Genomic DNA, 10,114 nt, shown 5'->3' with positions numbered 1-10,114 from the left:
TAGCGATGACGGTACTCCGACGGGCCGCGCTGGTCTCGATGCCGTGGAACAACGTACGGCGGCCCTCGATCCAGGTGGGGACGCTGCGGTCGGTGGCCGAGGCCGAGGGGTGGGAGGTCGACTCCCATTACGCCTACCTCGACTTCTACGGGCTGGCCCGTCGGGCGGGTCCGGCTCTGAGCCTTGGCCGGGAGGAGTGGTCAGAGGCGTATCGGGCTGTCTCGGAGGAGCTGTACCACCTGGCAGTGGGCGACTGGATCTTCGCGCGCCGTCACGCGGACGAGGACGAACGGGCCGGTTACTACGCGGACTTGCGGGCGCACGGGGTCGAGGAGAAGACGATCGCCCTGGTGGACGCGCTGCGGGAGGTGGCGGAGACGCACGTGGAGCGGAGTGCCGTGCGGTTGTTGGAGCGGGAGCCGTCGGTGATCGGTTTCACGAGCACCTTCAGTCAGAACGGGCCGACGTTGGCGGTGGCCGAGCGGTTGCGTGAGCATGGCTATCGCGGGGTGATCGTGATGGGGGGCAGCAACTGCGAGGGCTCCATGGGCCGCACGCTCCTGGCCCACCATCCGGCGGTGGACGCGGTGGTGGACGGCCCCGGGGAGGACGCCTTCACGTCCCTTCTGCGGCATACCGCAGCGGGCACGCCCGTGCCCAGCCACGGACGTCTTCGCTCCCGGAACGGTCCCGCCGCCCCACCCGCCGCGGAACCCCGTCCGGACCGGCCACTGACCGTCCCCACACCCAACTACGACGGATTCTTCGATCAGTTGCACACAGCGGGCCTGGCCGACCTCGAACCCGACATCACCCTTCCCGTCGAGTTCTCCCGGGGCTGCTGGTGGGGCGCCAAGACACACTGCACCTTCTGCGGCCTGAACGGGGCCACCATGAACTACCGCAGCAAACATCCCGACACCGTCGCCGATGAGCTGCAGCACCTCATGAACCGTTACGGTGTCCTGGACTTCTTCGCCGTCGACAACATCCTCGACCTCAAATACCTCGACACGGCACTGCCGCTCATCGAGAAACTCGACACCGACCACTCCCTCTTCTTCGAAGTCAAGGCCAACATGGAATGGGCCGACATCCGCGCCATGCGCCGGGCCGGCATCCGCTCCGTCCAGCCAGGCATCGAAAGCCTCAGCACCGAAGGCCTCCGCCACCTCAAAAAGGGCGCCACCGCCTACCAGAACATCCGCTTCCTCCTCGGCTGCGCCGAATACGGAGTACTGCCGGTGTGGAACGTGCTGACCGGGTATCCGAACGAGTCACCGACATCACTTCAGGAACAGATCGACCTCGCGCCGTCGCTCACCCATCTCCAACCGCCGGACAACGACATCCTGGCAGTGCATTTCGACCGGTTCAGTCCGTATGTGGAGCGGCCCGAGGAGTTCGGACTGCGGCTGACCCGGCCGCTGCCCGGGTATCACCATGTCTATCCGTACCTCCCCCCTGACGACCTCTGGAACATCGCATACCACTTCGAGGGTGAGTTCGCGGACGCTCCCGGGAACCCCGCGCTGCGACGGACGTTGGCGGCCCGGGTGAGTCTGTGGCGGGCCCGGCACCGGCAAGCCTCGTTCACCTACCGGCTGGGCTTCGACTCCATCGCGCTCACCGACCGACGGCCCGACCTGCCGACCGGCCGGACCCTGCTGGCAGGAGCCGAGGCCCGCCTCTACCGGTCCCTGATCGGCGGAACCCGCCACCGCGACCTGTGCGCCCCTGGCGGGCCGGGCGAGGACTGGTCCTGGGCCGCGAAGACGCTGGCCGCGTGGGAGCGCAGGCGGTGGATCCACAGCGAGGGCACGAAGGTGATCGCGTTGGCCACCCGGGCCGTGCCCTCCGCCTACCGCGCCCCGCCCGCCAAGGGCACTCCGAGGCAGGCCCGCACCGCGGTGCCCCTGTCCCTGGGGCCCGCACGCCGCGCCGATGGCGACGGCCCGGCCTCGACGGCGGCGCGGGCCGGCCGGGATCTGGCTTGAAGAGTCCGCATGTCGCCGATACGCCGTTTCCCGGCAGCCGCTCCGCACGATAGTCCTGGGGACGTTCCGGGGCGCGTCCCCCGATCCACCGCCCGCCCCGATCCGGTGCGCGGGCCCGAACAAGAAACCGAGAGCGAAGAGTTGACTCCCACGAACACCCACAACCCGTCCGAGACTCCAGACGCCTCCGGCCCGGCCGGGTCACAGGAGCGGCCGCCGTCCTGTCGCGACCTGGTCGGCCTGCTTGCCCAGACCGACCGGCGGTCGGCGTACGCGGCCCTGGTCCTCGGCGCCACCACCCTGGAGCAGGTCGCGGAGCGCACTGGGCTGCGCCCGGCAGCCGCGGCGATGGCACTCCAGAAGCTGGCGGAGGGACGGGTCGCGCGCCACGACCCGGCGCGGGGTACATACGTGCTCCTTGACGACACCTTCCGCCTCGCCGTGCGTGAGGAGGTACGGCTGACCGGGCGGGGCGGCGGAGACGGGGCCGGCGCGTACTTCCGAAAGGGCCGACTGACCTCGATCCCCGGAAACGCGGAGGTGCGCAACCGGGTCCTTTCGGTCGTCGCGGACTCCTTCGAGAAAGACGTCACCTATCCGGAGTCCAAGGTGAACGCCATCTGCGGCGGCTGGCTCGACGACTGGGTCAGCCTGCGGCGCGCGCTGGTCGACGAGGGGCTGCTGCGCCGGGACGCCGCCGCCCAGTACGAGCGAGTCTGACCGAGGCCACCGCCGTGACCGTGGTCCGCGCCGGTGAACCGCACGAACCGGCCGATGTGGTGGCCCGCCCCTGCCACTCCGCCGCCGAAGCGAGCCCGTTCGTGCGGCGGCGAGGGTTCCTGGCCAGGGAGGGCCAGGTGGTGGCCGAGCCGACCGCGGACGGGCGGAGCGTGCTCCTGAACGTGGGTCTCGGCCCGGCCGGTTCGACGACGGCCGCGGTCCTCCGGCAGGCGTCTGCCGCCGCTATGCGGGCCGTGGGCCCGGCGCGGACCGTACGCCTCGATCTCGCCCTGACGGAGGGCACGGGGATGCCGGCCGCCGACCGGGTGCGGGCTGTGACGGAGGGCGCCCGGCTCGCGCTGTACCGGTACGACACCTTTCGCTCGGCCCGGGCGCTGCCACCGCCCGTCGAGGTTCGGGTGACGGGCGGCGCACCCGAAGCCCTCGCGGAGGCGCTGGCCGTGGCCGAGGGCACCTGCCTGGCCAGGGACCTGGTCAACTCCCCACCAGGAGTGCTCACCCCGGCCTCCTTCGCCCGCCGGATCGAGGCCGCGGCGGCGGCGGCCGGCCTGTCCTGCGAGGTGTACGGAGGGCCGGCCCTTGCACGGCTGCGGCTGGCGGGTCTCGCGGCCGTGAGCCGGGGCTCGGCGGAACCCGCACGGTACGTGGAATTGCTGTACGAACCTGCTGAACCGCCCGCGCTCACGGTGGCCCTGGTCGGCAAGGGGGTCACCTTCGACTCCGGCGGACTCTCGCTCAAGCCTTCGGACGAACTCCATACCATGAAGGCCGACATGGGCGGGGCCGCCGCCGTTCTCGGCACGCTGGTCGCGTTACCCCGTCTCGGCCTCCCGGTCCGCGTGCGGGCGCATCTGCCGCTGGCGGAGAACATGCCCGACGGCGGGGCCCTTCGGGTGGGGGACGTGGTGCGGCACCTCGACGGGACGACCACCGAGATCACACACACGGACAACGAAGGGCGGGTGCTGCTTGCCGACGTACTGGTGCGGGCGAGCAGACCGGGGCAGGCGGACCTCGTACTCGACGTGGCCACCCTGACCTCGGCGGCGGTGCACGCCATCGGCACCCGCACCGGCGCCCTCTTCTCCACGGACGACGCGATCGCGGACCTCGTGGGCCGGGCCGCCGGGCGGGCCGGGGAGTCGCTGTGGCGACTGCCGCTGCTCGCCCACGAGCGCCGCCACCTGCGCTCCGCCGTCGCCGACCGCGTCAACTGCTCGCACCGGCACGGCGATACCGTCCAGGCCGCTCTCTATCTCTCCGAGTTCCTGCCCCCGGGCACTCGCTGGGCCCATCTGGACATCGCGGCGCCGGCCTGGAACGACGAGCCGCCGTACGGGGAGGTGCCCCATGGAGCGACCGGTTTCGGCGTCCGCACCCTCGTCGAAACGCTGCGGGCGCTGGGAGCGGCGACAGAGACCCAGCCATAACCTCGCCGTGAGGGAACTGCGCGATGCCCCAGCCGCTTGAGGCTGTCGAGCGGGGTCGGCTGGTGACGCACGTCGGCCGGTCGGGAAGGCGCCGGGCGCGGATGAGTTGCTGGCCGACCGAGGCGCTCTCGTCGGGGTGCGGGAACAGGCCGATGGCTTCGACGCGGAAGCCGTACTCGGTGAGCAGGTCCTCCCACAGCTGCGGGGCCAGGACCCACGTCTGCGTCGGCAGAGGCGGGTCGTCGCGCAGCAGGATCGTCTGCTCCCGCGGCGCTACCTTTGCGTCCTCGGCGGTCACGGTTGCCTCCTGGGCGGGTGTGCTGGGACGTCAGGTGTGCGTGATCAGGTAGGCGGGGCCTTCACCGTGCCGGGCTCGTTCGACGGCGTCGAGGCGGGCGAAGGCGCGCGGTGCCATCAGCTCCTGCCAGGTCGCGAGGTCGTGGACGGCCCACATGTCGTGCTCGGCGGGGTCGAGGCGGATCCGGTCGAGCTGGTCCGGCCTCAGCTGGCCTCCGTCGAAGATGAACCCCACCTTGTTCAGCGGCAGGCGGGGCCCGGCGTGCAGGAAGTGCGTCAGGAGCAGCTTCGGCGTGCCCAGGCCCAGTTCGAGGCCCGTCTCCTCGACCGCTTCGCGCCGGGCGGTCTGCAGTGGGTCCTCGCCCAGGGCGTCCAGGTTGCCGCCTGGGAACTGCCAGAGTCTCGAGCCGTAGACCGAGCGGAGCTGGATGGGCCGGTCGTGCTCGTCGCGGATGTACAGGCAGCCGTAGACGGTGTGGTGGGGGACGGTCTGCGCGTACTCCTCGGCCGTCATCGGCATGGGGCGCCCCGGCCGGGCGGGGCGGTGGTCGAAGGCGAGGGCGAGCACCCCGAGCGCCTCCTTGGCCGGCGGGTAGATGCTGCGGAGGGCGGTGAGCAGCTCTGCGGGCGGTCGGTCGGGGTCGATGCGCGCGGGATCCTCCGAGCCGAGCAGGTCCTCGAAGGAGGGGTACGAGGTGATCCGCTGCACGGTGACGTCGAGTTCCCGGCCGGTGTCCCGGTCGTGGAAGACGACCGTGTCGCCGGCGACGATGGTCCGCTTGTTCGGGGTGGCCACCCTGACCTCGATCGTCTTGCGGCCTGCTTCCACTTGGCGGTAGTACCGCCCGAGCAGGTGCATGTGGTGCTCTTGCGGGCCGTTTCCGCTCGTCGGGCTCGGGATGGCCGGGATCGCCTGTTGGATGTCGTCAGGCATACGTGCCTCCGTTCGACGCTTTCCGCCTGTTGCCGGTCTGGCCGTCGTAACCGGACCAGGGTGTGGCGGCCGCGCTCCTGTGTCGGGGCTGTCGGCGGGCTAGGCCAGTTCGATCGGTCCGTAGCGTGCGTGCGGCTCCTGCCGCATCAGCGCGTCGTACCGGTCCGCTGCCGAGAAGTGCCAGAACTCGGTCCCGTAGTTCGTGAAGCCGGCGCTCTCCATCGCGTTGAGCAGCAGCGTGCGGTGGCGACGCGCACGGTCGCTGATGTTCGTGGCGCACGTGAAACAGGCCCCGTGACTTTCCTCCGGAGAGGCGTTGACGCGGGTGCCGAGGTCGAGTTCGTGGCCGTCCTGGTCGACGAGGGTGACGTCCACGGCCGCGCCCGCGGAGTGGGGCGCGATCTCCGGCGGCGACACGTACCGGCTGGCGGCCTGGCGCAGCGTCTCGGCGGTCCAGTCGGGGTGGGCGGCGGCCAGCTCGTCCCGGTACTCGGTGAAGTAGCGCTGCTGGAGGGCAAGCGGCCGGTAGCCCTCGATGAACAGGAGGTCGGTGCCCGCGGGCAGGAGCGAGCGGGCGTGCTCCAGCCGGACCAGGACGCCCTCACGGACGTGGGCGAACGCGCCCAGCGGATCCTGCTTGCGAGGGTCGACGCGGAAGCCGCGGTCTCGCACGTCCACGAGGGGTTCCCCGCACTCGCGCACCGGGATCGCGGCGACGCGCGGATCGGACATCAACACCAGTTTGCTCATGGAGGCTCCCTGTGACGGCTTGTCCTGCGGTGGCGGGATGGGGGAGGCAGATGCGAGCTCGGTTTCGCGCAGGATGCGCGCGATGGTGTTCTGGAGCGTGCTGTCGGCCGGGATCACGGTTTCCAGAGCGCCGGGCAGCAGGTCCATCTCGCGGTACCAGGAGGTGAGGTGGCTGTCGGTGACGTGGGCCAGGTACGCGGCGTCCGCCTTCGACGCGTGCCGCACCAGCGTCGTCTCCAGCGGCACGTTCAGGTAGTAGCAGTGGGAGGCGCCGCGGTGGCCCCGTACCAGCGACGTGATCATGTGGCCGTAGCGGTCGGCGTACAGGATCCCTTCGAGCACCACGTGAAAGCCTGCGTCCAGGGCTGCGCGCGCGATCCTGCCCAGCAGGGCGATGTTGGCGCCGCGCGCGGTGTCGTGTTCCCGGAGCACGTTCCGGCGGATCACGTCCTGGCCGACGATCGCGATACCGCGGCCGTAGTGATCTCGCAGGCCCTGGGCCACGCTTGACTTGCCTGACGCCGAGTTGCCGCGGATCACCACGAGTCGGGTGTCCTCCCGGCCGACCGAAGCGTTGCGGTAGCGGTATTCCTCTTCTCGAACACCGGCTTCCTGCGGTTCGCCGTCCGGTGCGGCCCCCTTGGGTGGTTGCGGCGGCTGGTCCTCCGTAGTGGCCGAGGTCATCGTTCCCCCTAGGACGGTCGCGGTGGCTGAGTCGTGAGGTCTAACGACACGGCTGCGATATGGGAACAGCCGGTCAGCGTGACCCCGGTGAAGTCGATACCACACAGGGTGGGCCAGGACGTCTCGTGCGGTGTACCCGTCGGGATGCGTCGTCGCTTCGCTGGTGAGGCGGCGCATCGTTTCGGCTTGTCGGGGCTCTGGGAAGAGGTCGAGCACACCTAGCGCGTGTCTCTTTGATGGGTTGGTCAGTTGATCGGATGTGTCCGTCCGATTAGTGATCACCGATGCGATGTGGGACCGGATCGAGCCGCTGATGCCGGCGGATCCGGTCCGCGGGCGGCGATGGGCCAACCACCGCCGCACCCTCGAGGCCATCGCGTGGAAGTACCGCACCAACTCGCCCTGGCGGGACCTTCCCGACGAGCTCGGCTCTTTCCAGACCGCTCACAAGCGGCTGATCAGATGGGCCGTGGACGGCACCTGGGAGATGATCCTCACCGCCGTCCTGGCGGCGGCGGACGCCGACGACGACATCGACTGGACCGTGTCAGTGGACTCCACGGTCGTTCGAGCTCACCAGCACGCTGCCGGAGCGCTCAAAAAGGGGCGGCCCGCACCGGCGAGCCCGCCGATCACGCGCTCGGCCGCTCCCGTGGCGGGCTGAGCACCAAGGTCCACCTGGCCGCAGACGGCCGCGCACGGCCTCTCGCCTTCACCGTCACCGCGGGCCAGGCAGGTGACGCACCCGCCTTCGAGACGGTGATGTCCCGCATCCGCGTGCCCCGCACCGGTCCGGGCAGGCCTCGCACCCGGCCCCTGGCCGTTCTTGCCGACCGCGCGTATTCCTCCCGCGCCATCCGCAGCCACCTGCGGCGCCGGGGCATCCGTGCGGTCATCCCGCAGCCGTCCGACCAGGTCGGCCACCGCCTGCGGCGAGGCCGGCTCGGTGGCCGTCCGCCCGGCTTCGACAGCGAGGTCTACAAGCAGCGGAACACCGTCGAGCGGTGCATCAACCGCTTCAAGCAGTGGCGCGGCCTGGCCACACGAACCGACAAGCTCGCCATCGCCTACCAGGCCGCACTCCACCTCGCGGGCATCCTCATCTGGACCCGAGGCTGACCAAAGAGACAGGACCTAGCACTCCAGTCGCAGTTCGCTATCTCTGCTGGTCAGAGGCGCCTTCTTGAGTCTACTCGGCTGCCCTGGCGGCCGGTGCCGGAAGTTCGTAACCTCCACCGTGTCGGCGAGGGTAGTGGCAGCGTCGTGCGGTTGCCTGGTGACGGCGCCGCCACCAGGACCACCTCGGCGCGTGATCGGTTTTCCGCCGGTGTGTCGGTGGGGGACGGTGAACTGCCAGGAGCCGCCGGACTTCTGCCACGGTGAGGGGTGCAAGGTCACCGGAACCGTTTCTGAGACCCCCCTTGCCGTCGTTGCGGTGGCGGACATGGCCGCGAGGAAGGCGTGGGCCAGCATGGCGAGGGTGGTGTGCCGGTACCAGCCCGGATAGCGTCGGACTTCGTACTGATCCAGGCCGCATTCGTTCTTCGCTGCCTGGAAGCACTCCTCGATCGCCCACCGGCTGCCGGCGATCCGGGCCAGCTCGGCAACCTCGGGGCCGGCGGGTGCGTAGGCGAGGTAGTAAGCGATGCGTCCAGGACGAGCTTGGCCCGCTTGCTGGTGGCCGCGGACCAGCCGACGATCGCCCGGGAGAACACGTCGACGACGAAGGCGACGTAGACGATCCCGGACCAGGTGGTCACGTAGGTGAAGTTGGCGACCCATCGCTCGTTAGGATGCGAGGCGGTGAAGCCGCGTTGCAGCAGGTCATCGTCCCTGTCGTGGCCGTCGTCGCGGACAGTGGTGCGGATGCCGCGGCCGCGGCGGACGCCCTGGAGGCCGAGGACGCGCATCAGCCGGGCGACGGTACAGCGGGCCACCGGTATGCCTTCTAGGTGCTCGTCGCGATCTTGAGTCCGTGGCTGGTGAGGACTCTGCAGATCGGCTCGACTCCAAACACCTGCTGGTGCTCGTCGATGAACGCTACGAGCGCTTCGATGGCCGGTCGAGCTCGGCAGCGAAGAAAGCCGAGGCCGCCCTGAGGATCTCGTTCGCTCTCCGCAGCTCGGCGTTCTCGGCCTTCAGCCGCTTGATCTCCGCGGCCTCCTCCGAGGTCGCACCGGGGCGATGGCCGGCGTCGACCTGGGCCTTGTGGACCCAGGTCCGCACCGTCTCGGCGGCCCCGATGCCCAGCTTCGCGGCGACCGCCTTCATCGCGGCCCACTCAGTGGGGTAGTTGGGGCGGATCTCCGCGACCATGCGCGCCGCACGCTCGCGAAGCTCGGTGCGGCGGAGCGCTTGGCGAGTGATCGGCCGATCCGGCGGCCTCCGAGCCCGGCCGCGCTCCCGCTTCGACGGCCGGCGACGCGCTCACGGCGCCTTGTGCGCCGTGGCCACCAGGTAGCCGAACTCCGGCAGCGTGGAGACCGGGTGCACCAGGACCTCGATCAACTGCCGGGCCGCATCGCCGAACTGCTCCTCCAGGGAGCCGCGGTGCTCGCTCGCGCCATCGGCCATGATCCGCAGGGTGCGCCTGGTGTGCTCGCTGACGTCCAGCAACTCGTCCAGTTCCAGGCCCGCGCCGGTGATCAGGGCCCGGTAGTCGTCGATTCCGGGAAGCTCGACAATGGCGAACTTCCCCTTCGCGTCGTCGAGTACGTCCTGGTACTCCGGCCTGATCGGCTCGCGTTGGCAGGTGTCGGCGATCACCAGGCGGCCGCCGGGGCGCAGCACCCGCTTCAGCTCCGCCAGCGCGCGGGAACGCTCCATGTGCAGGAGCGATTCGAACGCCCAGGCCGCGTCGAACGAGGCGTCCGGATAGGGCAGCGCCATCGCGTCGGCGTGATCGAACCGGACACGATGGGACAGACCCGCCACCGCGGCCCGGGCATTGGCCTCCTGCGCCTGTCCCGAGTTGATGGTGACGCCGGTGATGTCCGCCTCGACCGTACCGGCCAGGCGGAGCGCGGGCGTTCCGATACCGCAGCCGACATCGAGCATCCGCTGGCCGGGCCGCAGCCCCAGTTGCTCGATGAGCACGTCGGTGAGCCGATCCGTGGCGACGTCCACGGAACTGTCGTCCTCGTCGGAAAGCCAGTATCCGTAGTGGAAGTTCTCACCCCAGAAACGCAGGAACATGTGGGTGAACACGTCGTAGAAGTCCGAGACCCGCTCCGGCTGGGTATCCATGTGGTCAGTCATGTCCTTCTTCTCCATGGGGTGAT

General features: G+C 70.2%; 7 protein-coding genes and 2 pseudogenes. 4 read left to right on the top strand and 5 right to left on the bottom strand.

The window, feature by feature from the left end:
• The first annotated feature begins 5 nt into the window (after positions 1-5).
• The 3 genes from ACIRGB_RS19240 to ACIRGB_RS19230 all read left to right on the top strand — a co-directional run bounded on the left by ACIRGB_RS19240 (position 6) and on the right by ACIRGB_RS19230 (position 4,168).
• The gene (locus tag ACIRGB_RS19240; RefSeq protein WP_403866090.1) at positions 6-1,997 is read left to right on the top strand and encodes a RiPP maturation radical SAM C-methyltransferase; all 1,992 of its coding nucleotides are present in this window, start codon (positions 6-8) and stop codon (positions 1,995-1,997) included.
• A 141-nt stretch (positions 1,998-2,138) separates the two neighbouring features.
• On the top strand, positions 2,139-2,717 hold the full coding sequence (locus ACIRGB_RS19235; protein ID WP_403866087.1) for a DUF2087 domain-containing protein: 579 nt from the start codon (positions 2,139-2,141) through the stop codon (positions 2,715-2,717).
• A gap of 14 nt (positions 2,718-2,731) precedes the next feature.
• Positions 2,732-4,168 (top strand): leucyl aminopeptidase family protein, encoded by a 1,437-nt coding sequence (locus tag ACIRGB_RS19230; RefSeq protein ID WP_403866084.1) that lies wholly within the window; start codon positions 2,732-2,734, stop codon positions 4,166-4,168.
• A 328-nt stretch (positions 4,169-4,496) separates the two neighbouring features.
• Here ACIRGB_RS19230 and ACIRGB_RS19225 read toward each other — a convergent pair whose 3' ends face one another.
• Both ACIRGB_RS19225 and ACIRGB_RS19220 read right to left on the bottom strand, forming a co-directional pair.
• Positions 4,497-5,399: an NUDIX domain-containing protein gene (locus tag ACIRGB_RS19225; RefSeq protein ID WP_403866081.1), complete on the bottom strand. Its 903-nt coding sequence runs from the start codon at positions 5,397-5,399 to the stop codon at positions 4,497-4,499.
• A 99-nt stretch (positions 5,400-5,498) separates the two neighbouring features.
• The gene (locus ACIRGB_RS19220; protein ID WP_403866078.1) at positions 5,499-6,833 is read right to left on the bottom strand and encodes a M15 family metallopeptidase; all 1,335 of its coding nucleotides are present in this window, start codon (positions 6,831-6,833) and stop codon (positions 5,499-5,501) included.
• Between the two features lie 289 nt (positions 6,834-7,122).
• On the opposite strand from ACIRGB_RS19220, the gene ACIRGB_RS19215 reads away from it, so the two are divergent.
• Positions 7,123-7,952 (top strand): IS5 family transposase gene (locus ACIRGB_RS19215; RefSeq protein ID WP_403867144.1). Its coding sequence is split into 2 segments (ribosomal slippage): positions 7,123-7,452 and positions 7,455-7,952, totalling 828 coding nucleotides; the frame shifts between segments, so codons are not numbered across the junction.
• Positions 7,953-8,270: 318 nt separating this feature from the next.
• Here ACIRGB_RS19215 and ACIRGB_RS19210 read toward each other — a convergent pair.
• From ACIRGB_RS19210 to ACIRGB_RS19200, 3 genes and pseudogenes are all read right to left on the bottom strand, one after another.
• A pseudogene (locus ACIRGB_RS19210) lies at positions 8,271-8,489 on the bottom strand (IS701 family transposase); the annotation flags it as partial.
• Positions 8,480-9,149 (bottom strand): annotated as a pseudogene (locus tag ACIRGB_RS19205) (DDE-type integrase/transposase/recombinase); the annotation flags it as partial. The pseudogenes ACIRGB_RS19205 and ACIRGB_RS19210, both read right to left, overlap by 10 nt.
• A 111-nt stretch (positions 9,150-9,260) precedes the next feature.
• Positions 9,261-10,091 carry an SAM-dependent methyltransferase gene (locus ACIRGB_RS19200; RefSeq protein WP_403866075.1) on the bottom strand — a complete coding sequence of 277 codons (831 nt, stop codon included), beginning with the start codon at positions 10,089-10,091 and terminating at the stop codon, positions 9,261-9,263.
• Positions 10,092-10,114 lie beyond the last annotated feature (23 nt).

The sequence above is a fragment of the Streptomyces sp. NPDC102490 genome, assembly GCF_044765285.1.
Taxonomy (GTDB): Bacteria; Actinomycetota; Actinomycetes; order Streptomycetales; family Streptomycetaceae; genus Streptomyces.
The sequence above is the reverse complement of the archived record's forward strand: the minus strand, read 5'-3'. Positions and strand labels throughout refer to the sequence as shown.

Excerpts from the sequence above, each read along its gene's own strand:
- ACIRGB_RS19225 (WP_403866081.1), bottom strand. The coding sequence starts at position 5,399 with ATGCCTGACGACATCCAACAGGCGATCCCGGCCATCCCGAGCCCGACG.
- ACIRGB_RS19240 (WP_403866090.1), top strand. The coding sequence starts at position 6 with ATGACGGTACTCCGACGGGCCGCGCTGGTCTCGATGCCGTGGAACAAC.
- ACIRGB_RS19200 (WP_403866075.1), bottom strand. The coding sequence starts at position 10,091 with ATGACTGACCACATGGATACCCAGCCGGAGCGGGTCTCGGACTTCTAC.
- ACIRGB_RS19220 (WP_403866078.1), bottom strand. The coding sequence starts at position 6,833 with ATGACCTCGGCCACTACGGAGGACCAGCCGCCGCAACCACCCAAGGGG.